Here is a 21,987-nt window from a genome sequence, read left to right as displayed (position 1 = left end):
TTCATCGACGCGATGAAGAGGATTCAGTATCAATCCAAAGCTTCTTTTCCCCTTCATCGGCGCTATGAAGAGGATTCGGATTCTGTTCGACGCTCCTTTTCCTCTTCATTGACGCGATGAAGAGGATTCGGATTCTGTCCAACGCTTCTTTTCCTCTTCATCGACGCGATGAAGAGGATTCAGTATCAATCCAAAGCTTCTTTTCCCCTTCATCGGCGCTATGAAGAGGATTCAGCTTATGTTCGACGCTCCTTTTCCCCTTCATCAACACCATGAGGAGGATTCGGATTCTGTTCGACGCTCCTTTTCCTCTTCATTGACGCGATGAAAAGGATTCAGTATCAGTCCAAACATTCTTTTCCCCTTCATTGACCCCATGAAGAGGATTCAGTATCAATCCAAAGCTCCTTTTCCCCTACATCAACTCTTGAAAAGGTAATTAGAACCTCTGGGATTCAGAATGGCTTTCTGATCCGCAATATAACTTCTTTACTTAACCTAAGCTTTCCTTCTTCCGTTCCATCTTTTGAAAAGCACGGTAGCATGCAGCCATGATGATTGCTGCAGATAGGCTCCCCCCGAAGAAAAAGCCCAATCCAGGGATATATTTTATGACAAAGAATACCATTACCAAACTAATAACCATCACAACATTTTCAAGTGGGTTAATGAGCATTAACAAAAATGAGTTTTTAATCATATGGACAATCTTAAGTTCATAGTGAACAAACACCGGAAATATGTACAACAACGTCATTACTGCTGCAAAAATAAACAAATAAATTGGGATTTGAATTACGCGAACAAAACTTCCACCTAAATTCCTTACAAAAAACAAGTCAAGTATTATCAAGACTCCAACCACTAAAATGATCAACCCTAGACCGTTACTTTTTATAAACTCAGCTTTATAGGTACTCCAAAAGGTACCAAAGACTGGAATATCAGTATCTCCCATTAACCATTTGCGAACAACCGCAAACATGGCCACCGTTGCTGGAAAGAATCCCAAAGCAACTAGTCCCACTAACGAGAATCCAATCCAAAGTAGATTTAGATACGCGAATTTTGAAATCCACAATGTAGCCGCATAGGCTCGGTTTGCTGTTTTACTCATCAAATCCCTCCGACGTCGACAAATACAAAATTATTTTGATATGAAATTTTATCACACTCTACTCTTAAAATCCTTTCATAGCGCTCAACAACAAGTAACAAATCAAATTCCTAACAAGCTTCCGAACCACTCTAACTGATGATTGTAATGTTTCCTCATGGAATAACAAATATATCACTCTCTCACGCTTCCAAATAAAAACTCGAATCATATGTCCATAAAAAAGAACGAGACTAGCTCGTTCTTTAATATGCTCCTCTGATAAAATCTTTTACATTTTCATGATAGAAACGCTGAATTTGTTCTGCTTCTTCGTTTGTAAATGATTTTTCTTCAAGAGATGCCAGGTTATTTTGAACTTGTTTTACATTTTTAAAGCCAGGAATTATACATGTTATTTCTTTTTGGTCTAATATCCAACGTAGAGCTGCACTTGCCATCGAGTTACGTCCATTTGCGATCCACTTTAACTGGTCCGCAAGTTCAACACCCTTTTTAAAACCAAGTCCAGCAAATGTTTCCCCAACATTAAATGCTTCCCCATTTTCATTAAAACGACGGTGGTCATCCTCTTCAAAGACATGATCAGCAGTAAATTTACCAGTAAGCAGCCCGCTTGCAAGTGGCAATCTCACAAGTAGTCCGACTCCTTTATTGTAGGCCTTAGGAATTAACTCATCCAGTGGCTTTTGGCGGAACATATTAAAAATAATTTGCAGGCTCTTCACATTTGGATTCTCCAAACAAATAAGACCTTCCTCAACTGTTTCTACACTTACCCCATAATGACGAATTTTCCCTTCGAGTTGCAAACGGTCGAGTACTTCAAAAACACTTCCATCTCGTAAAATCTCTGTAGCAGGGCAATGAATTTGATATAAATCAATGGCATCTCGATTTAAACGACGAAGGCTGTCTTCACAATATTTGCTTACTTGTTCATAACTGTAATTATTGGGATCAAAGATGTCGCCTTGACGGCAGAACTTAGTGGCAATATGAATCTTATCTTCCTTGCCTTTTGTTGCCTTGGCCAACAACTCTTCACTATGTCCGTCACCATACACATCGGCTGTATCAAAAAAGTTCACACCTTGATCCATTGCAAATTCCAGAGACCTTAGAGCTTCAGTATCATTCGTTTTCCCCCAAGCACCGCCGATTGCCCAAGTACCAAAGCTCACTTCACTAATTTTTATTCCAGTGTTGCCTAATTCACGGTAATTCATTTTTATATCCCCTTTCATTGCAGTTTATCAATTAATCCTCTTATTGACCAATATTTGATGGTTAATAATGCCCAATTCGTATCAGATTTCACTTTTTAAAACGCTCTTCTCCCTCTGCTCCGAACTTATGTAAATGACCGAAGAATAATACTGGCCTTCAATCTGTTTCATTTAAATGGAAAGTGGGACAGGGGACCTGTCCCCGTCCCATTATTTTCTAAAGGCTCTTAGCTGTTCGTTGAGAGCTTTTGTTTGGGTATAAACTTGTTGGTAGATGGCAAATATTTTTTGGTACGCTTCCACATTTTCTGGAATTGGTTCATATGTTTTCGAAGTTTGCAGGAACGTATCCGCACATTCTTTTAATGATTCAAACCATCCACTGCCATATGCAGCAAGCATGGCTGCTCCCATTCCAGGACCTTGTTCAGATGTTAATTTCTCTATTTTCGCGTTAAAAATATCGGCCTGCATTTGTAGCCAAGCTTCGTTTTTTGCACCGCCGCCAATTGATATAATTGTATCTATCGTTTTGCCGCTATTTCTGAAGATTTCAATCGACTCGTTCAAAGAAAATGTAATTCCTTCGAGTACCGCACGGGCAAAATGCTTTCGTTCATGGGCTGCATCAATACCAATAAAGCTGCCTCGGATATTCGAATCTGCATGTGGTGTTCTTTCACCTACAATATAAGGTGTAAATAATAATCCGTTGCTACCTGAAGGCACTTCCTCGATACCCTCTAAAAATTGATCGAAAGTCTCTTCTTTTGCAAACGTATCCTTAACCCAACTCAGGCTATATCCTGCCGCAAGAGTGACACCCATTGTATAATACGTGTTTTCTTCACCATGGTTAAAATAGTGAACCTTACCTTCAAAATCAAGATCATTTCGTTCCTCGTAGGACAACACTACACCTGAAGTGCCTATGCTGCAGAGAGTCTTACCTTCCGACAAGATTCCTGAACCAATCGCGCCACAAGCGTTATCCGCTCCTCCAGCAAACACCTTAGTAGCCTTAGATAGTCCTGTTATCTCAGCAAATTCAGGAATTACCGTACCAACAAAGTCGTGTGACTCCACTAAAGGTGGACAAAATTCTGGCACAAGTCCAAATGCATTTAATACTTCCTTACTCCATTCACGATTTGCCACATCTAACATCAATGTCCCCGCCGCGTCTGAGTACTCCATATGAATGGCACCTGTAATTCGATAACGTAAATAATCCTTCGGAAGCATGAACAGATTGGAGCGTTCGAATATTTGCGGCTCATTTTCTTTTACCCAAAGAATTTTCGGCAATGTAAAACCTTCTAATGCAGGGTTCTTTGTTACTTCCAATAGTTGTTCCCTACCAAAAGTCTCATAGATTTGCTCACATTGCTTCGTCGTTCTTGTATCATTCCATAAAATTGCGTTTCTCAACACTTGATTTTCATTGTCTAGTAAAACTAGTCCATGCATTTGTCCAGAGAAACTAATTCCTTCAATATCATTTACGTCCCCATTGAATTGAGCAACAAGTTCTTTTAGACCTGCAGTTGTCTTTTCAACCCATTCTTCCGGATTTTGTTCACTATAACCTGATTTCTCAATTATAAGTGGATATGATTTCGATACCTCACCTGCTACTTCCCCGTTCTGATTTACAAGCAAAATTTTTACAGCGCTTGTTCCGAGGTCCACACCGATTACATATTTCATCCGTCTCATCCTTTTCTACAAAAATGTGCTGGAGTAGCATACACCCAGCACATTCTTGTTTTCTATTCATTAAGCATTTAAAGTTTCTAGTAGATATTGGTTGATTAACGCTTTTAAGCGTTCTGTTCTACCTGATGTATTTTTAATTTCAGTTAATCCAAGTGCATATGCTTCTAGCTCACGGAAGTTGGTTTTTCCTTCTACGATTTCTAAGCCAATGCCTTTCGTATAACTGCTATAGCGCTCTTCTACAAAGTTATCAAGCACTTTATCTTCGATTAGTTTATTAGCCACCTTTAAGCCAACCGCAAAAGCATCCATACCCGCAATATGTGCGTGGAAAAGATCATCTGTATCAAATGAACCTCTTCTTACTTTTGCATCAAAGTTTAGACCACCATTGCCTAGTCCACCATTTTGCAGAATTTCATACATTGCTAATGTGTTTGTATATAGGTCTGTTGGGAATTCATCTGTATCCCAGCCAAGTAATGTATCCCCTTGGTTTGCATCAACTGAACCAAGCATACCATTAATACGAGCTGTTCTTAACTCATGCTCAAATGTATGACCAGCAAGTGTTGCGTGGTTTGCTTCAATATTGAACTTGAAGTAATCTGTTAGGTCATATTTTTGTAAGAATGCTAGACCTGTAGCTACGTCAAAATCATATTGGTGCTTAGTAGGCTCTTTTGGTTTTGGCTCAATTAAGAATGGAACATTTAATCCAATTTCCTTCGCATAGTCAACGGCCATGTGGAAGAAACGAGCTAAGTTGTCCATCTCAAGCTTCATATCAGTGTTTAAAAGTGTTTCGTAACCTTCACGGCCACCCCAGAAAACATAGTTTTCTGCACCAAGTTCTTTAGCAACTTCTAATCCTTTTTTTACTTTTGCAGCAGAGTAAGCAAATACATCTGCATTTGGAGAAGTCGCAGCACCGTGTGTATAGCGTGGGTTTGTGAACATATTAGCTGTGTTCCAAAGTAATTTTACTTTGCTTGTCTTCATGTAATCTTTAATCATTGCAATAATGACATCAAGATTTTCATTCGTTTCCTTCAATGTACTACCTTCTGGAGCTACATCAACATCATGGAACGCAAAGAAAGGAACATCTAATTTTTCAAAAAGCTCAAAAGATGCTTCAACACGAGCTTTTGCTAAGTCTAAACCCTTAAGGTGATCCCAAGGACGTACTGCAGTCCCTACACCAAATGGGTCTGTTCCATCAGCAGTAAATGTATGCCAGTATGCAACAGAATAACGAAGAATTTCCTCCATTGTCCTGCCATTAATTTTTTCTTCTGGATTGTAATATTTAAATGAAAAAGGATTCGTAGATTTAGCGCCTTCATATTTAATTTTGTTAACTGAATCGAAATAAGCCATCGGGTTATTCCTCCTGGTATTTAGAAATTTTTTTTAATGCTATCAAAAGCTTGTCATCTTTAAGCAAGCTTCCATAATCAGAGTATAACACCGCTTACAAAGTTTGTCTATACAATAAACTAAGTATCTCGAAAATTATTTTACTATTATATTTATACGTACTTAATTTATCCCCCATTCCTTATATATACTGAGTTTCACATTCGTATATTCACCATACTAAGTTTTATGATAAAATAAACACAATACCAAATAAGGAGTTAAATCAGTGAGAACGATGACATGGAATCAACAGGTTGTTAAAAAAAATAATAAAGCACTCGTCCTTCAATTAATTATGGAAAACGAGCCAATTTCACGTGCAGATATTGCTCAGACTTCAGGCTTAAATAAAACAACAGTTTCAACTTTAGTTACTGAATTATTAGAGGAAGATTTAATTTTTGAATCAGGACCAGGTGTCTCTAGTGGAGGTCGACGTCCCGTGATTCTTCACTTCAATAAGGATGCAGGTTATGCAATTGGAATCGATATTGGTGTAAACTATGTGCTATCTGTCCTTACCGATTTAAAAGGGAATATTTTAATTGAAAAAAGCCAAACACTGAGCCACACTACTTATGCGTCAATCATGGATATTTTACAAAAAATGATTCAGTCGCTAATGGATGAAATGCCAAAGAGCAGGTACGGAATTGTCGGTATCGGAGTTGGTGTACCGGGAATTGTTAATAATGAGGGGTCCGTCCTGCTAGCTCCGAATCTTGGATGGAGTAATATCCAATTAAAGGAGGAGCTTGAAAAACTCTACAATGTTCCAGTTATTATCGAAAACGAAGCAAACGCCGGGGCTGTTGGTGAACAGAATTTTGGTATAGGACAAAACCACAAAAACATTCTTTATATCAGCGCTGGTATAGGAATTGGTGTCGGAATCATTGTTAACAGGGAGCTTTATAAAGGAATAAATGGATTCTCCGGTGAGATGGGACATATGATTATTGACATGAACGGTAAGCGTTGTAACTGTGGAAGTCGTGGATGCTGGGAAGCTTATGCATCAGAGCAAGCATTACTCGAAATGTCTGATGCTAGTATTAAATCACTGGAAGGGTTACTTGAGTTAGCGAAGAATGGTGACAAAAAAGCGAAGCACCTCTTTGAAGAGATTGGACACTATCTAGGACTTGGAATTAATAACATCATTAATACTTTTAACCCCGAACAGGTCATCATCGGAAATCGACTTGCATTAGCGAAAGAATGGATCGAATCACCTATCCGGAATACGATTGAAAAACACACACTCGCATTCCACCAAAACGACTTGCAACTCAATTTTTCAAAACTCGGTAAATACTCAACCTCGTTAGGTCTATCAGCCTTCGCTGTAGACAACTTTATCAAAGGTTAAGGAAACTCGCCCACGTCTCTCCCCTGCTTTTAATAGAAAGCAGGGCTTTTTTTATAAAAAAATTCGACAGGCTGTCCTGTCGAATCTCTACATTATTTATCTCCATATGGATTAATTGTTTGAATTGTTCCATCTTCATTGTATTTAAGTTCTGTAAATTTAACGCTGCGCTTATGGTTAATCCCATTTGATAAAGAGCAGTCATGGTAGAAGAGATACCACTTATTCTTAAATTGAACAATTGAATGATGGGTTGTCCAACCAATTACTGGCTTAAGAATTGTCCCCTTGAACACGAATGGTCCTTGTGGATTTTCACTGACAGCGTATACAATTTTATGTGTTGTTCCAGTTGAATAGGATAGATAATAAAGTCCATTGTATTTATGAACCCACGGTCCTTCAAAATAACGACGGTCTTCGTCACCTGCTAATATTGGGTTTCCATTCTCGTCAACAATTGAAATTTCCTTCGGTTCACTTTTAAAAGTAAGCATATCATCATTTAATTCTGCGAAGATCGGCCCTAATGCAGGTTCTGTAGGAGCTGGTCCTTCTGTAACCTCAGATTTAAATGAGCCCGTTTGCCATTTTTCAAGCTGACCACCCCAAAGCCCTCCGAAATACATAAAAGCGCTATCATCTTCATCTACAAAAACAGCAGGGTCGATACTAAAGCTTCCTGGTATATAATTTTCCTCTGGTGTAAAAGGTCCAGCTGGGCTATTCCCTGTCGCAACTCCAATTCTGAAAATACCTTCTTTATCACGTGCAGGAAAGTAAAAATAGTACTTGCCATTTTTGTAAGCTGCATCAGGTGCCCACATTTGCTTACTTGCCCATGGTACATCCTTTATATGAAGTACTTCCCCATGGTCTACAATAGGTCCTTCCATATCCTCCATGGATAAAACGTGGTAATCTTCCATTTTATATTGGTCCCCATTATCATTTGACGGTTCATCGTGTTCAAGGTCATGTGATGGATAAATATAGAGTTTTCCTTCAAAAACGTGTGCAGAAGGATCTGCTGTAAAAATATGTGTAACGATTGGTTCATTAGGTTTTGTGTTTTTCACCATAACAGCCTCCAGTAACTTTTATGATACCTACACATTCATTAAATCATATTCAATATACTTTGTATAGTGAAACAACTAACTTGTAATTACTTTTTTAAAAATAAAAAAGTGCCAACCCTGACTCTTCTATAACACGTCAGTGCTAGCACCTCATTTTATTTATAAATTCCGTACGTCTTTTTAACATCTTGTATAAAAATGATACCATTTCCTGGTTCATCGATTTTTATTTTTTTCCTAATTGATTCTACAATTGCATCTGTGCTTGCTGTCTCAGCTAAAATTAATACAATCTCTTTTTCAGGTTCTATTTCCATTGAAAATAGTTTACTTGTTTCATGGATTCCAGAACCTCTTGCATTCATGATTGTACCACCCTTAGAACCAGCTTCGACCGCTGCATCAATCACATCTTCGGCATTACCCTTTTCTACAATCACTGTAATCGCATGATACATTGGATTGTCTGCACCTTCCTCTTCTTTAATTTCTTCACTTTTACAGCTACTTGCTCCAACAATATGACCAACAGAAGTCGTAAATGCTATTCCATGATTAGGTTTAGAGAATTTAAATTTTTCATCAAGCTGATCTAGCGCTTGTTCCGCTACCTTATTATTCGAGACCATGATAACAATTTCTTTTCTAACGTCATTTAAAGCTAAGAATTCTAAGAGGCGATTTTTTATTGTGCCTTTTCCTAACAACACTGTTCCTCCTGATATTCCGAATTTCTTAGCTGTTTGCATGATTTTACTTCCCATACCATGATTTACAATTATGCAAACCAGTTCAAAGTCGGCTGATTCAGAATTACCCAACATTCTTCTCCAGTCCTCCTTTTTTTGATTTTAATTTAAATACATATCCTAATACCTGTAAAGCAATTAATGGTGTTAACGCGACCATTGCAATCATTCCAAATCCATCAATTAGGACATTTGCACCGTCAATTGCCTCAGCAGCACCTTGAATAAACGCTAAGATAAATGTTGCTGTCATTGGACCTGAGGCAACACCACCTGAATCAAATGCAATCCCGACAAACAGTTTTGGTACAAAATAAGTCATGGCTATCGCAATAATATAACCTGGCAGAAGATAATGCCATAACTGTAATTCGGGAATTAATATTCTTAGTATCGACAACGCGACCGCAATACCTACTCCTATAGATAAAGAAAACATGACCGTCTTTCTCGGTACATACCCACTTGTAACATCTTCTATTTGATGTGTCAACACGTGAACAGCAGGTTCTGCCAATATTGTTACAAGCCCCAAGATAAAAGCTACAATAACAAGATATGCTTTACTGTCTAAAGATGCAATACTATACCCAACTGCAGTACCTACATCCATAAATCCAGCATTCACTCCGACTAAAAACAGGACAAGTCCGATAAATGTAAATAAGAGACCCATTATAATTTTCCGTACTGCTTTTTTAGACTTTTTAAATGAGACTTTTTGAAAAATAAGAAAAAGGATTAAGATTGGTAGTAGCGCAATAATGATTTCAAACGCTATGATTGGAAATTTGTGCAAGAAAGGTCCAATAATAGAGCTTGAAACCTCATTATTTTCCAAACTTCCTGAGATTTTATCCGTTTTGGCAATGATGTTCATGATCATGACAGAGATGATCGCACCTGTAGAGGCGATTGCAACTAAACCGAAGCTATCTTTCTCTGAAGCTTTACTATCCTTTTTTAGTGTAGAAACCCCTAAGGCAAGCGCTAAAATAAAAGGAACCGTCAATGCCCCAGTCGTTGCCCCTGAAGCGTCAAATGATATGGCTAAAAATTCTGGAGAAGTGAATATGGCGAGTACAAAGATGATTAAATACAAAATGGATAACAATTTATATAAAGGAAAGTTGTAAACAATTCTTGCAAGACCCACCGCAATTAAAGCACCAATTCCAATCGAAACAATCACAACAAGACTAGCCTTAGAAATCAATCCAGATGTAACAAGGTCAACCTGTCCGGCGAGTATATGTAAATCAGGTTCGGCAATGGAGATGAAAAATCCTAGCGCTAATCCAGCTATCACCACAATCCATATTTTATTAGATTTTGCAATACTTGCCCCCATTGACTGTCCAATTGGCGTAATTCCAAGATCGACTCCAAATAAAAAGATAGACAATCCAATAATGATTAAAATCGCTCCAATGATAAAGCGAACTATTAGTGTCATATCTAAGTGAACTAAAGTAAAGTTTAGTATCAAGACAATAGCGGTAATAGGGAGAACGGCATACAAAACTTCCACAAGTTTAGAAACTAAAACATGCAATTTTAGATCATTCCTTTCTAGTAAATTTGTATTACCTAAAAAATAGAAATCTAGTATATTAATGTGGGTATTACACAGGATAGATTTCCAAATAATGGATTATAAATTAACATCCACTTTTATAATGTATTTTTCGTTTTTTTCAATACCGATATAATGTAATGTTTCTGCAGAAGACTGGTGACGATAGATCTTTGATAAGATGGAAACAGCTATTCCCTTCCGATAGGCATGATATCCAAATGTCTTCCTTAAGGTGTGAGTCCCTATTTTTCCTGGAATTCCGACCTCTTTTGCTGCATGATTAATAATTCTGTATGCTTGCTGACGAGTAATTGGTTTATTATTCTTTTTTGATTTGAATAAATAATCACACTCCTGTAAATCAACTTGGCTTAAATATTTCCTTAGTTCTTTCTTCACACTGAGATTAATATAGAAGTCAGTTACTTCATCTGTGTGGGGGCCTTCTATAGAAACAAATTCTTTTATATCCTGCCCATCCCAGATATCACCGACTTTTAAAGAAAGTAATTCACTAACCCTCATCCCTGTATTGATCCCAAAGACAAAGAACAACAAATCCCGCTGTGAATGTTGACTCAATACTTCCTTCATACCCTTAATATCAGCAATTCTTTTGATAGGTTCAACAAACTCCATAGGATTTTCCTCCAATTACCAATGTTACTTAACCATATTTTAACACCAACTATGTAACACCACAATAAAAAATGGGTCACAGGGACAGGTCCCTTGTCCCACGACTATTCCACTATACTTTTTCATAAAAAAACTCGACAGTTCTCAGTCGAGTCGCTGTCGAGTTTTATCCATTCTTCATTTTGGCTGCCATATATGCAGGATTTTCAGCTCCTGTGATAGAACTACCTGCAATAATAATGTCTGGGTTATAAACAGCAATATCAGGTATGTTTTCGAGTTTAATTCCACCCGCAACGGCTACCTCAAAGCCAAAGCCCTCAACAAGTGAAAATAATTCGGTGTTAAAGTTCCCTTCTGTTTGTTTATCTTTTCCAACATGTAGACTTACTAGTTTTACACCAAGCTCTTTAAGCTCTATTAGCCTTTCTCTGGAATGGACCTCTAATAAATCAATCATGATTTGATTTCCTGTTTCTTTGGCTATGTCTAGTGTATCTTTAATTGTAATGTTGGACGAAAATGCCATTACGGTCGTAATATCTGCACCTGCATCAAATGCTTGAAGTGACTCATGTTTCCCTGCATCACAGGTTTTCATATCAGCAAGAATCACTTTTGTTGGGAATAGCGAACGCATTTCTCTGATAATGGACATTCCATACTCTTTAATGACACCTGTTCCAATTTCTAGGATATCAGTACTTTCTTCAGTTTCTTTTGCAATTCGAATACACTCTTCTTTTGTTAATCTATCTAATGCTAACTGTAATTTCAATCTAATCACCTCATATTCCCATTACCAAGTAAGAATAGAAATTTCTACTTACCTTTCAATTCGTTCAACTTCCCCGAGCTTTGCCTGAACATCTTCAATATAAGGCAGTCCTTCATTATCTCCTTTTACGCTTACAACCATTGAACCAATTGTATTTGCAAAATGTAGCGTTTTTTCAAGTGGCCAACCTTTTAAAATACCGTAAAGGACACCGGCATTAAATCCATCACCGGCACCAACCGTATCCACTACCTTTGACGCCTTTATTGCCGGTGATTTTATCATATCACCGTTAAAATAACCGACTGATCCTTTTTCCCCTTGTTTGATAGCAATAAAAGATATGCCCATTGCTTTCATCTTTTCAATAATTGTTTCAGGGTTCTTTTCACCGATGATAATTTCCATTTCTTCGTCCCCTGCAAGTAAGATGTCCACGTGTGGTAGAATCTCAGATAACACTTTTCTGGCTTCTTCCTTACTCCACATGCGAAGTCTTATATTTGGATCAAAGGAAATTTTTAACCCATACTTCTTTGCAAGCTTAATAGCTTGATAGATTACTTTGATGTTAACAGAGCCGATGGCTGGATAAATCCCAGTAATGTGTAGAATTCTTGCTTGTTGGAAGTAGTTTTCATCTAAGTCATCTTCACTCATGGCAAGTGTAGGGGATTTGTCTCGATAATAAAAAGTTCTAACATTTCCATCTTCCATAATTTCTTTAAAATTTAAAGATGTTGGATATCCGTCAACAAATTCTACCTGTGAAACATCAATTCCCTCACCGCGAGCAAAATTTAGAATGTATTTTCCAAACTCATCGTTACCTAAGCGGCTAATATATCCGGTTTTCAACCCAAGTCGCGCACACCCAATTACTAAATTGAGCTCTGCTCCACCTATTTTTTTTTCAAATCCATTTACAAATTTCATCGGTCCAGTTGCAGTAGGGTTAAATGCAATCATTGCTTCCCCAATCGTAATCACGTCTTTCATAACCGATTCCTCCAAAACTTTATTTCTGCCAAATTGTACACAGCTCAACTTGCCACTTGTTGAACAAGGGGAGCTGCCAATTAGTTTCTTGTGTGAATTTCGATATTACCATTCCGAGCCACAATCACTTTGTCTGCCATCTCACCAAATAGACCTGTATCAACTACCCCAACTAACTTAATCAACCTCTCATGTAATTGAATCGCATCATCAATAAGTCCAAAGTCACAATCTAAAATGTAATTTCTATTGTCAGATATAAACACTTGATTTTCTTTCATTCGTAGCGATGGAATTCCGCCGATTTTTTCAATACTCTTTACTGTCACCTCAAATCCAAATGGTATAACCTCCACTGGTAGAGAGAAAGCACCTAGCTTAGGAACTAATTTTGTAGAATCGGCAATAATAATCAATTCATCTGCGCAAGCGTCAACTATCTTTTCTCTTACTAGTGAGCCTCCCCCACCCTTAATCAGGTTTAGTTCCTTATCGATTTCATCAGCACCATCAATGGCAAGATCAATATGTGTAGTCGTGGAAAAGTCAGTTAACGGAATGCCCAGTTCTTTTGCTAGACGTTCTGTTTTTTTCGACGATGGGATTCCTTTAATGTGAAGCCCCTCCTTCACACGTTCACTCAATTTTTTTAGCATCAAGTTTACTGTAGAGCCAGATCCTAATCCAACTGTCATACCATTTTTCACAAATTTAACTGCTTCTTCAGCCGCAATTCGTTTATCGTTATCCACGCTATCGCTCACCCCTGTAAATCCTTAAAATAGACCAGGATTAATCAATTTTGGAATATAAAATGCAATTTCTGGGAAAAACGCAATAAATAATAATACCACAATGATAATTGCAATATACGGTATTACTGCAACAAACGACCTCTCGATGGACATATCCCCAATTTTAGCCGCTAATAATAGACATAATCCGTATGGAGGTGTAATCAATCCTATTGCTAACGTAATTACAACAATTAAACCTAAGTGTACTGGATCAATTCCAAACTGCAGAGCAGTTGGTAGAATAACCGGTACGAATAGTATCATCGCTGGGATAGCATCCATAAAAGTTCCTACAAACAGGAAGAACCCGATAACAATGATAATAAATAACCATTCTGTCCCAACATTATTCGCAAAGAATTCTTGGGCTATCGTTCCTAATTGATAGTAGCTCATTAATTCTCCAAGTGCGCTTGCAGCTGCTAACGCGAACAATGATAATGAACTCAATGCTAACGTATCCATTAAAATTTTTGGTAGGTCTTTTACTTTTAACGTTTTGTAATAGAACATACATACAATCAACGTGTAAAGCGATGCAACTGCCGCCGCTTCTGTTGCAGTAAAGAAACCTGAAATGATTCCACCAATGATAATAATTGGGGTTAGTAATGCTGGAATTGCTTCAAAGAATAATTTAGCAAATTTTTTCATCTCTACACGCTTGGAGCGTGGATAATTTCTTTTTCTAGCAAGAATGTATATAAAAATCATCATACCTAAACCAATTAAGATGCCTGGCACAATTCCACCAAGAAACAACGCACCAATCGAAGCATTAGTTAAACCTGCGAAAATAATCATCGGAATACTAGGTGGTATTACGACCCCTACAGTTGAGGATGCAGCCGTAACTCCAACTGCGGTTTCTTTGTCATATCCCTGTTTTAACATGCTCGGAATTAGGATTTTACCTACCCCGGCTGTATCTGCTTGTGCTGCGCCAGACACACCAGCAAACATCATAGATACTAGCACGTTTGCATGGGCTAGTCCCCCGCGAATCGGACCAACAATTGCAAGTGCTAAGTTAATGAGCTTTTCGGAAATTTTTCCAGAGTTCATTAAATTAGCAGCTAAAATAAATAACGGCACTGCTAATAGAACGAACGAATCAAGTCCATTCACCATCTTCATTGGAACAGTGGCTTCAGGAGTGTAAGGGATTCCAAAAATACCAAGCAAAGCAACGATTCCGATTACAAAGGCGATTGGAACTCCAATTAACATTAAGATGATAAATAATCCAAGAAGTATAAATCCCATTATGATCTAACCTCCTTCGCTTTATATTCTTGAACATGGTTAATTAAATGTGATACCGAGTAAATAATCATGGTACCCGCCATAATAGGAATTGCGATCCAAATATACCCCATTTTCATATCAGGAAACGTAGCCCATGTGTAATTCCAAAATTCATTTACAACGATAAGACCTAGGAAAAAAATACAAATATTAAATGAAATTAAAACAAGATCGTTAAAAATTTTTAATGTTAACTCCTTTACTCCTGTTAGCTTTTTAATGATGAAATCAAAGTTGAAATGTTCCCTACGATTCACCATTACCGCTGCGCCCATGAATATCGACCAAATAAAGGAATAATTCGCTACCTCTTCTGTCCAAATTACAGATATCCCTAAATGTCTGGTAATAATTTGTAACAAAATCACAATAAAGAAAATACTTAAGAAAAATACCCCAAGCGTGATTTGTAATTTTTCAAGTGTCTGGACAAAACGCTTCATTTGAATCCCCCTAACTATTCGAGTTCAATAATCTTTTGTAATAAACCTTCTACTTCAATTTCCTTTGCAAAGTCTTCAAGAATAGGTCTTGCAATATCTATGAATGGTTGCCTATCAATTTCATTTACAATTGCGCCTTCTTCAACTGCTTTTTGCTTATACTCTACATCTTGTTTGTTTGTTGCTTCACGTTCTGCTTTTACCGATTCTTCAGCAGCTTTTAAAATGATGTCCTGCTGTTCTTTAGAAAGGTTGTCAAATTTTTTCCCATTGATTAATAAGAATCTTGTTGTATAGTCATGGCCAGTTTCGGTAATGTATTTCCCATTTTTTGTTGTGTGATGAGCTTGTTGAACAAAAAATGGGTAAGCGTTTTCAGATGAGTCAACAACGTCTTGTTGTAATCCTTGATAAAGCTCTCCCCATGAAATTCCTGATGGAATGGCTCCGGTTGCCTCCCAGAAATCTGAAACAACACCAGAAGTTTGGGTACGGATTGACATTCCTTTCAAGTCGCTAATAGAGTTAAGCGGTTTCTTTCCATAGTAATGTCTTACCCCAGCAGACCAATAACCTAGTAGTTTAAAAGAGTTATCTGATTTTTCATTAATAATATCAGCCATTTCTTTACCAACCTCACCATCTACTACGCTTAACCAATGGTCATAACTAGTAAAGAGATATGGAGCAGAAAATAAATCTACTTCTCTAATCCCTGTTTGTGTCATAAAACCTGGCGAAACGAGTACCACGTCCGCTGCACCTAGTTGAAGTTTTTCAACTAACTGTGATTCTTCTGTTCCAATTGTTCCGGCATGCACTTCAACTTCAATAGTTCCATTTGATTCATGCTCCACAACATCTTTAAATTTCAACATTCCTGCTTGATATGGATTATCTGGAGATGTTTGGTTATGTGCTGCGATTATCTTGATTTTCCCATCTCCATCTGCATCCACTTCTGCACTATTACAACCTGCTAATAGTCCTATGGTTAAAAAAACGAGTAATATGAAAATGTATTTATTTTTCATTCACCTTCAACCTCCCAATATAATTTCATTTGAAACAAACATTACTCTAGGTTTGCATGTTTTTGATTTAAGTTGGAATGACTTTTACCTTCAGGACTTTTTTGTAAAAGGTAAACAATAATTGCATCTAAAAGCAGGTGAGCAGATTGGTCAAACTGACTACCAAGCGGCTGTATAGTACTAGGTTCAGATGCTATGCGTTTTTTTGTTGCTGCTGGAATTCTTACTGATATATCGCTGAGTTGCCCGATTAAAGAATCCACGTTCGTTGTAACCAACACAACTTTTGCATCAATTTCTTTTGCCTTTCCTGCATACTGTACAAGAGATCCTGTATTTCCTGATCCAGAGATTAAAACCAAGAGATCACCAGTTTCTATGCTTGGTGTAATCGTTTCACCCACAACAAAAACTGAATATCCACAATGCATTAAACGCATTGCAAATACCTTACCCACTAGGCCAGAACGTCCTGTACCGGCAATAAATATTCGCTTGGCATTTTGTAATTCATTCGCTAATTCCAACGTTTTACTTTCATCAATTTGTCCTAATACACCAGAAACTTCTTCGGCAACTGTTTCAATTATTTTTTTCACTTTCTATCACCCTTCATTTTAATAAGATTCTCTTTCAAGTAATCGAGGTTCAAACCGATATATACCCGCCTGGTTTATATGATCTTTGTTTTGGATCTTCTCGAATAATATATTTGCTGCTTTTTCTCCCATTAAAAAAGTAGGTTGTGCAATAGTTGTTAAGGCTGGACTAAAGACCTCTGCATATGAGACGTCATCTATGCCAATTAAAGCGACATCATCAGGAATTTGGATATTTAGTTTCTTTGAATAAGCCAATACTTCATATAACACTAAGTCATTACCTGCCAGAATTGCGTTCGGTGGATGTTGTAAATGTAACAATCGATCTAACACTTGTTGCATTTCTGAAATCTCACAATTAACAAGATATTCCTCATTTAGGGGGACTTGGTATTGTTCCAACGCTTTTTTATATCCATTTAATCTCTCAATACGCGGTGTGATATTCGAGTGTAGAGAAGGTGCTAACATCGCAACCTTGGAATATCCATGTTTAATAAATGACTCTACCGCTAGATAAGATGCTTTCTCGTTGTCTAGTAATACTGCGTCGATATCTACACCTTCAATCAAGCGGTCAATAAAAACAAATGGGAAATTCTCCTTCACTAGGTCTTGATATAATGAGACATTCTCTCCTGTCGGAATAGCAATCAGTCCATCAACTTGTTTCGCCCGTAACATATCAATATATTTCTTCTCTTTATCCGGATTATCGTCTGCATTGCATACAATGACGTGGAAATCTCTTTCATTGCAAACATCTTCAATTGCTCGAATAATTTGTGTAGAAAATTCATGCAAGATATTTGCAACGATTACTCCGATAGTTGTTGTAGATTTTTGTTTTAAACTCCTTGCTAAAATGTTTGGTCTGTATCCAAGTTTCTCTATAGCATCTTCAATTCGCTCTTTCGTTTCCTCGCGCATATAATCGAAACGCTGATTTAAATATTGGGAAACGGTGCTTTTTGAAACACCAGCATGTTTTGCAACATCAGCAATTGTTATCTTTTTCATCTATTTATCTCCTAAACACTTAATAGAAGTTTCACTAAACCGATTTAGTAAACCGGTTTAGTGAAAGTATAAAACATATGAAAGCGTTTTACAACCATTTTCTTAAAGTTTTTTAGTGACTTCCGCAAGTCATTTTATATAAAATCACTATTCTTGCATTTAAAAAACCCCTCGCCTATTGCGAAGGGTTCGTAAACTTTACTATTAATATACGTCGCGTAGGTAACGACCTTGTGTTTTCATATCTTTAAGGTATGCTTCTGCAGCTTCTCTGTCCATGCTGCCTTCTTGTTCAATGATTGTGAGAAGGGCTTCATTCACATCTTTTGCCATATGTTCTTTATCTCCACAAACATAGAAATAAGCACCGTTGTTTATCCACTCAAATAATTCTTTACCATGCTCAAGCATCTTATGCTGCACATATACTTTTTGAGCTGAATCACGTGAGAAAGCTACGTTGATTTTTGTCAAGATTCCGTCTTGATTGTATTTTTCCAACTCGTCTTGATACAAGAAGTCAGTCGCCTTATGCTGATCTCCAAAGAACAACCAAGATCGACCTGTTGCCTTATTTACAGCAAGTTCTTCGATAAATGAACGGAATGGTGCAATCCCAGTTCCAGGACCAACCATAATAATATCTTTATCTAATTCTTCTGGTAAATGGAAGTGTTTATTAACTTGAACGAAAACTGGAAGAGTATCGCCTTCCTGAACTCGTTCCGCACATTGTACAGAGCAAACTCCTTTGCGTTCACGACCGTGCGCAGTATAGCGCACCGCACCGATTGTTAAATGAACTTCATCTGGATGTGCCGCTAAACTACTCGCAATAGAATAAAGTCTAGGTACCATTTGTCTTAATAAAGCAACGATATCTTGGGCTGAAGCCTTCCATGGACGAAAGTCACGCAGCATATCAAGTAAGTCCCGACCATCGCAATATTCTTTTATTGCCGCTGTATCTTCCACAAGCTTTTGCAGCTCTTCATTATCAGTGAATGCTGCTGCACCCTGCAATATTTTCTTTGTAAGTAATGTGATATCTAAATACGTAATCAATGCTTCTTTGAGAGGCATCGTTTCACCTTTACGACCGACTTTTACAACCTCATCTGCATCCCATTTCATTTCCTCAAGAAGGGTTGCGACTAATTCTGGATCATTTGAAGGTGCAATTCCAAGTGTATCACCAGGGATGTACGAGAATCCTGAACCTTCTAATGAAAGTTCAATATGTCTGGTTTCCTTACTAGAACCTTCCCCATTTAAGTTAATGTTCTTTAGAACTTTTGCTTGAAATGGATTCGTTCTTGAAAATGTTGTAGGAACAGGCTTTTTCGGATCTTTTTCGTTATCTATAGTTCGTTGCATTTTCTAAAAACCTCCAACAGTTATATATATAGTTAGAATAACACATGTACAAGTTACCTTGTGTGCATTTTGACACATTTTCATCACTTTTTCATTATACTACCAAAAGAGAGCCCAGCCCAATAAATTCGCTTAGTCTTTACATAATCTTGTTCTTGAATTGTGTCAATTCTTTTTAAAATCCAGAACTGCGCTATTCGCACATGTTCGAAAAATCTCGAGGGACTCTTTTGATATTATATTGTACAATAAATCAATTACGTGCACGACAAACTTGAAAAATGGGATGTTGGTTTTTATTTGTGGTAAGTGGTACTATTCGGTAAAATTGGGACGACTCCTCTGTTTCCAGCGTTGGGGTTCATGGTGGAGAACTGTACCTATCCCACTTATTTTAGTGAGTTTTTATAGTTTTGATCGGCTTTGATGCTGAAAATAAAGTAGAGCATTACCATGATTGGGAAACAAAAAACTACGATTCCTCTGAAGAGTGCAAATGGTGTTTCAAAAAGAAAAGCTCCCCAAAAGTCCATTCCAGTCTTTTCCCATAAACCAGGAGTATAATATAATTCTTTTGGATTTAAAAGAGCAGAAGCGTATTGATGATCATTGTTGAATAACGCGATAAGAATAGGTAAATAACAGATAGCAAGACTCAAGTACATTTTTGACAGTCTTTTATATCGGAAAGCTCTGGAGTCAGAATCGGAAAAAATATCCACGTCCGCACTTTCACTCACTTTTTTAAAATATTGTGTGCCAGAACTCTTTGTTCCCGCAATATGCTTCCATCCGCAATCCTCGAAAAGAGTTATATAGTCGATAAAATCCTCTTTTGATTTAAATTTCCGGTAATCAATTCTTATGTTTACATTTTCAGGTTCTGTAGGGCGAAATTGATAAGTAAATGACTTTCCAACAAATTCATAGCCTTTTGTAGCCATTTCACTTAACCATGTTTCTTCTTTTTCAAAGTTAAGGAATAACTTTAATTTTCTCATCTCTTCACCTCATTTTTTTTAAAAAGCCTCTTCGGTTATTCGAATCATATGCTTCATTCTTTCTAAATCAAGTTGCAACATTTCTTTTCCTGTTTCTGTAATGACATAAACCTTCCTTCTGCTGTCCTCACTTGGTACAGGCTCGATAAACTTCAACTTTAGCAAATTATCGATAGCCCCATACAGAGTGCCCGCTGCCATCCTTACCTGCCCATCACTAAGTTCTTCAACTTTTTGGAGGATTAAGTACCCATGTGCCGGCTCCAATAATGCCAAAAGAATGTAATAAACTGTTTCTGTTAGTGGAATATTTTTATCTCTTTTCATAACTTTCACCTCAGTTCAGGCTAACTATATAGTTTGACTGTATAGTTTAATTTTATACAGTTACACTGTATATGTCAATAAAGCATTTGAAAAATAGGTTAATTTCCCAACAACACCTTTTATAAAGGCTCTTTCCTAAAAAATTGTTGCTTTCTGATAATAAAGGCAAAACTAGTTGATTGGAGTGTAAGGTAGCGACTCCTCGAAAATGTATTCACATTTTCTTCGTGCGTGGGTTATTTCAAGGAAGCAAATTCAATGTCCAGCGGGAAAAGTGTGAGACTTGAGACCGAGACCCCGCAGGAGCGGCAGCGACTTGTCCAGTTGTAGCGGCTAGAAACTCGAGAAATTTCAAGTCCTCCTTCAGAGGCAAATTACGCCTCTTTGTCGGAGTGGCCAATTTTCTCGTTTCTGTGCAAGCCGCCTCCACATTTCGTTGAGGAGGCTCAAGCCACGCCCGCGGAAAGCCTCCACCTGAAGCGGAAGTCAACGATATAAAAAACAACGAAGTTTGCGAAAACAGCCTTTATAAAATAAAAAACACCTAGTCGAAAGACTGGTGAACAGGAGTAGTTGACGTAAAATGGGGAATTTATACTTACTGGCCTTTGGGACACTGTACCTGTCCCTCTGTCCCAAAAAAAGAGAGCCCAAGGGCTCTCTCAGAGTGTCGACAAAAGGCATTTGGGAATTCTCTTATTCCCAAATGCCTTTTACTTTTTCTTTTTTATCGAAAATGTCAATTATTTTTGAGTATATACTGTCCTAGCTTGCATATCATTTATGCAAGCTGTGGACCTGCCCAAGTCCAATTTGCTAGTTTCTTTAAGTTCATTGCAGCAAAAGTTAACATCGCCTGCATGGACATTTTTTTAATTCCTCTAAGAGTTGTCCATCGCATACCATGCTTTTCTTTTGCATCAGCAAAGACGCGTTCTATAGATTCTTTACGACGAGCATATATCTCTTTTACCTCTTCAGTGTGTCGAAGGTGGTCAGCTTCTTCAACATAGCCTTCCCAGATGTGACGCTGTATTAACTTCTGGTGATTTTGACTTTGAGTACACTGTTTTAGTAAAGGACAATTTACGCACTTTAAAGGATTGGACTTGTACTGTCGGTATCCTTCCTTAGTCGTTGTTGTGTAAACTAAAGTCTGTCCTTGCGGACAGATATAGCAATCAAAGTGCTCATCATAAACATACTCATGTTTACGCATGAAACCTTCCTTCGTTTTGGGACGTGTATAAGGAAGTGCAGGGGTAATGCCATTTTCTATTAGGAAATTACAAATTGCCGGTGTTTTATAAGCTGCGTCGGCAGCAACAGCAATAGGTTTCATTACCTTATCCATAATCGACTCGACCAATGGTTGAAGCATATGACTATC

At 37.6% G+C, this 21,987-nt stretch carries 21 protein-coding genes; 1 reads left to right on the top strand and 20 read right to left on the bottom strand.

Annotated features, from left to right (window positions below):
* Positions 1-493: 493 nt before the first annotated feature.
* The 4 genes from ACR65M_RS15655 to xylA form a co-directional block, all read right to left on the bottom strand.
* Positions 494-1,117 carry a YesL family protein gene (locus ACR65M_RS15655; RefSeq protein WP_440273763.1) on the bottom strand — a complete coding sequence of 208 codons (624 nt, stop codon included), beginning with the start codon at positions 1,115-1,117 and terminating at the stop codon, positions 494-496.
* A 245-nt stretch (positions 1,118-1,362) separates the two neighbouring features.
* Positions 1,363-2,346, bottom strand: a complete 984-nt coding sequence (locus tag ACR65M_RS15650) for an aldo/keto reductase (protein ID WP_440273762.1) — start codon at positions 2,344-2,346, stop codon at positions 1,363-1,365.
* A 210-nt stretch (positions 2,347-2,556) separates the two neighbouring features.
* Complete coding sequence (gene xylB, locus ACR65M_RS15645; RefSeq protein WP_440273761.1) at positions 2,557-4,056, bottom strand: xylulokinase; 1,500 nt, start codon at positions 4,054-4,056, stop codon at positions 2,557-2,559.
* Positions 4,057-4,125: 69 nt separating this feature from the next.
* Positions 4,126-5,448 (bottom strand): xylose isomerase, encoded by a 1,323-nt coding sequence (gene xylA, locus ACR65M_RS15640; protein WP_440273760.1) that lies wholly within the window; start codon positions 5,446-5,448, stop codon positions 4,126-4,128.
* A 277-nt stretch (positions 5,449-5,725) separates the two neighbouring features.
* On the opposite strand from xylA, the gene ACR65M_RS15635 reads away from it, so the two are divergent.
* Positions 5,726-6,862 (top strand): ROK family transcriptional regulator, encoded by a 1,137-nt coding sequence (locus ACR65M_RS15635; RefSeq protein ID WP_341333584.1) that lies wholly within the window; start codon positions 5,726-5,728, stop codon positions 6,860-6,862.
* A gap of 92 nt (positions 6,863-6,954) precedes the next feature.
* Here the strand turns inward: ACR65M_RS15635 and ACR65M_RS15630 are convergent, their stop codons facing one another.
* From ACR65M_RS15630 to ACR65M_RS15555, 16 genes are all read right to left on the bottom strand, one after another.
* Positions 6,955-7,944, bottom strand: coding sequence for a glycoside hydrolase family 43 protein (locus ACR65M_RS15630; protein WP_440273759.1), 990 nt, complete (start codon positions 7,942-7,944; stop codon positions 6,955-6,957).
* A gap of 155 nt (positions 7,945-8,099) precedes the next feature.
* Positions 8,100-8,768, bottom strand: a complete 669-nt coding sequence (locus ACR65M_RS15625) for a P-II family nitrogen regulator (protein ID WP_341332812.1) — start codon at positions 8,766-8,768, stop codon at positions 8,100-8,102.
* On the bottom strand, positions 8,758-10,224 hold the full coding sequence (locus ACR65M_RS15620) for a DUF1538 domain-containing protein (RefSeq protein WP_440273758.1): 1,467 nt from the start codon (positions 10,222-10,224) through the stop codon (positions 8,758-8,760). The genes ACR65M_RS15625 and ACR65M_RS15620 overlap by 11 nt, the downstream gene beginning before the upstream one ends.
* Before the next feature lie 123 nt (positions 10,225-10,347).
* On the bottom strand, positions 10,348-10,911 hold the full coding sequence (locus ACR65M_RS15615) for a tyrosine-type recombinase/integrase (protein ID WP_440273757.1): 564 nt from the start codon (positions 10,909-10,911) through the stop codon (positions 10,348-10,350).
* 166 nt (positions 10,912-11,077) lie between these two features.
* Positions 11,078-11,689 carry a 3-hexulose-6-phosphate synthase gene (gene hxlA, locus ACR65M_RS15610; RefSeq protein WP_341332815.1) on the bottom strand — a complete coding sequence of 204 codons (612 nt, stop codon included), beginning with the start codon at positions 11,687-11,689 and terminating at the stop codon, positions 11,078-11,080.
* A gap of 48 nt (positions 11,690-11,737) precedes the next feature.
* Positions 11,738-12,688, bottom strand: a complete 951-nt coding sequence (locus ACR65M_RS15605) for a sugar kinase (RefSeq protein ID WP_341332816.1) — start codon at positions 12,686-12,688, stop codon at positions 11,738-11,740.
* An 80-nt stretch (positions 12,689-12,768) separates the two neighbouring features.
* The gene (rpiA, locus tag ACR65M_RS15600) at positions 12,769-13,440 is read right to left on the bottom strand and encodes a ribose-5-phosphate isomerase RpiA (protein ID WP_341332817.1); all 672 of its coding nucleotides are present in this window, start codon (positions 13,438-13,440) and stop codon (positions 12,769-12,771) included.
* 24 nt (positions 13,441-13,464) lie between these two features.
* On the bottom strand, positions 13,465-14,751 hold the full coding sequence (locus tag ACR65M_RS15595; protein ID WP_440273756.1) for a TRAP transporter large permease: 1,287 nt from the start codon (positions 14,749-14,751) through the stop codon (positions 13,465-13,467).
* Positions 14,751-15,236 (bottom strand): TRAP transporter small permease, encoded by a 486-nt coding sequence (locus tag ACR65M_RS15590; protein WP_341332819.1) that lies wholly within the window; start codon positions 15,234-15,236, stop codon positions 14,751-14,753. Before ACR65M_RS15590 ends, ACR65M_RS15595 begins: the two co-directional genes overlap by 1 nt.
* 14 nt (positions 15,237-15,250) lie before the next feature.
* Positions 15,251-16,270 carry a TRAP transporter substrate-binding protein gene (locus ACR65M_RS15585; protein WP_440273755.1) on the bottom strand — a complete coding sequence of 340 codons (1,020 nt, stop codon included), beginning with the start codon at positions 16,268-16,270 and terminating at the stop codon, positions 15,251-15,253.
* Between the two features lie 41 nt (positions 16,271-16,311).
* Entirely contained in the window at positions 16,312-16,869 is a 558-nt protein-coding gene (gene hxlB / locus ACR65M_RS15580) for a 6-phospho-3-hexuloisomerase (RefSeq protein ID WP_341332821.1), read from the bottom strand.
* Positions 16,870-16,887: 18 nt separating this feature from the next.
* On the bottom strand, positions 16,888-17,892 hold the full coding sequence (locus ACR65M_RS15575; RefSeq protein ID WP_440273754.1) for a LacI family DNA-binding transcriptional regulator: 1,005 nt from the start codon (positions 17,890-17,892) through the stop codon (positions 16,888-16,890).
* A gap of 204 nt (positions 17,893-18,096) precedes the next feature.
* Positions 18,097-19,269: a sulfite reductase subunit alpha gene (locus ACR65M_RS15570; RefSeq protein ID WP_341332823.1), complete on the bottom strand. Its 1,173-nt coding sequence runs from the start codon at positions 19,267-19,269 to the stop codon at positions 18,097-18,099.
* A 389-nt stretch (positions 19,270-19,658) separates the two neighbouring features.
* On the bottom strand, positions 19,659-20,270 hold the full coding sequence (locus tag ACR65M_RS15565; protein WP_440273753.1) for a DUF2812 domain-containing protein: 612 nt from the start codon (positions 20,268-20,270) through the stop codon (positions 19,659-19,661).
* An 18-nt stretch (positions 20,271-20,288) separates the two neighbouring features.
* Positions 20,289-20,597, bottom strand: a complete 309-nt coding sequence (locus tag ACR65M_RS15560) for a PadR family transcriptional regulator (protein ID WP_341332825.1) — start codon at positions 20,595-20,597, stop codon at positions 20,289-20,291.
* Positions 20,598-21,378: 781 nt separating this feature from the next.
* A partial coding sequence (locus ACR65M_RS15555; protein ID WP_440273752.1) for a transposase occupies positions 21,379-21,987 on the bottom strand: 609 nt, incomplete at its 5' end.

This window comes from Ferdinandcohnia sp. SAFN-114 (assembly GCF_059415045.1).
Note: the sequence above shows the minus strand (reverse complement) of the source record. Positions and strands in the feature narration are given on the sequence as shown.

Bases quoted from the DNA above. Each gene is read 5' to 3' on its own strand.
- ACR65M_RS15615 (WP_440273757.1), bottom strand. From the start codon at position 10,911: ATGGAGTTTGTTGAACCTATCAAAAGAATTGCTGATATTAAGGGTATG.
- ACR65M_RS15655 (WP_440273763.1), bottom strand. From the start codon at position 1,117: ATGAGTAAAACAGCAAACCGAGCCTATGCGGCTACATTGTGGATTTCA.
- ACR65M_RS15595 (WP_440273756.1), bottom strand. From the start codon at position 14,751: ATGGGATTTATACTTCTTGGATTATTTATCATCTTAATGTTAATTGGA.
- ACR65M_RS15605 (WP_341332816.1), bottom strand. From the start codon at position 12,688: ATGAAAGACGTGATTACGATTGGGGAAGCAATGATTGCATTTAACCCT.
- ACR65M_RS15650 (WP_440273762.1), bottom strand. From the start codon at position 2,346: ATGAATTACCGTGAATTAGGCAACACTGGAATAAAAATTAGTGAAGTG.
- ACR65M_RS15585 (WP_440273755.1), bottom strand. From the start codon at position 16,270: ATGAAAAATAAATACATTTTCATATTACTCGTTTTTTTAACCATAGGA.
- ACR65M_RS15565 (WP_440273753.1), bottom strand. From the start codon at position 20,270: ATGAGAAAATTAAAGTTATTCCTTAACTTTGAAAAAGAAGAAACATGG.
- ACR65M_RS15575 (WP_440273754.1), bottom strand. From the start codon at position 17,892: ATGAAAAAGATAACAATTGCTGATGTTGCAAAACATGCTGGTGTTTCA.
- ACR65M_RS15590 (WP_341332819.1), bottom strand. From the start codon at position 15,236: ATGAAGCGTTTTGTCCAGACACTTGAAAAATTACAAATCACGCTTGGG.
- xylA (WP_440273760.1), bottom strand. From the start codon at position 5,448: ATGGCTTATTTCGATTCAGTTAACAAAATTAAATATGAAGGCGCTAAA.
- ACR65M_RS15635 (WP_341333584.1), top strand. From the start codon at position 5,726: ATGACATGGAATCAACAGGTTGTTAAAAAAAATAATAAAGCACTCGTC.
- ACR65M_RS15570 (WP_341332823.1), bottom strand. From the start codon at position 19,269: ATGCAACGAACTATAGATAACGAAAAAGATCCGAAAAAGCCTGTTCCT.
- ACR65M_RS15630 (WP_440273759.1), bottom strand. From the start codon at position 7,944: ATGGTGAAAAACACAAAACCTAATGAACCAATCGTTACACATATTTTT.
- ACR65M_RS15625 (WP_341332812.1), bottom strand. From the start codon at position 8,768: ATGTTGGGTAATTCTGAATCAGCCGACTTTGAACTGGTTTGCATAATT.
- xylB (WP_440273761.1), bottom strand. From the start codon at position 4,056: ATGAAATATGTAATCGGTGTGGACCTCGGAACAAGCGCTGTAAAAATT.
- ACR65M_RS15560 (WP_341332825.1), bottom strand. From the start codon at position 20,597: ATGAAAAGAGATAAAAATATTCCACTAACAGAAACAGTTTATTACATT.